At 70.1% G+C, this 348-nt stretch carries 1 protein-coding gene; it reads right to left on the bottom strand.

What is annotated here, in order from left to right:
• Positions 1-348, bottom strand: a 348-nt coding sequence (locus CVV76_RS24520) for a CheR family methyltransferase (protein WP_332888556.1), incomplete at both ends; no start/stop codon positions are given.

The raw sequence follows: 348 nt of genomic DNA, 5'->3' as shown, positions 1-348 counted from the left end.
CGGCGCCGTTGCGGTCGACCTGCAGGGTGGGAGGGGCGTAGGCGTCGATGATGCGGTTGATGGCCACGGTCGAGGCTCCATCGTTCTGTGTTGGCTGGCGCGGCCGGCGCGGGGTGCCGCGCGGCCTGCGGATATGCTGGTCGGGGCCGGGCAGGTCGATCGGGTAGGAGGCGCGGGCATGGTTGCGCCTGAACAGCCGGGCCTGGGGATCGACCGGATCGAAGAGATGCTCGGCGCGGCCGATGCTCTCGGAGGGGCCGAGGAACAGGTAGCCGCCGGGATTGAGGGCGTAGTGGAAGATCGGCAGCGCCCGGCCCTGCAGCTGGTCGCCGAAATAGATCAGCAGGT

It is taken from the genome of Acidimangrovimonas sediminis, from assembly GCF_002871005.1.
Taxonomy (GTDB): Bacteria; Pseudomonadota; Alphaproteobacteria; order Rhodobacterales; family Rhodobacteraceae; genus Acidimangrovimonas; species Acidimangrovimonas sediminis.
This window is presented reverse-complemented; position numbering and strand designations above follow the sequence as displayed.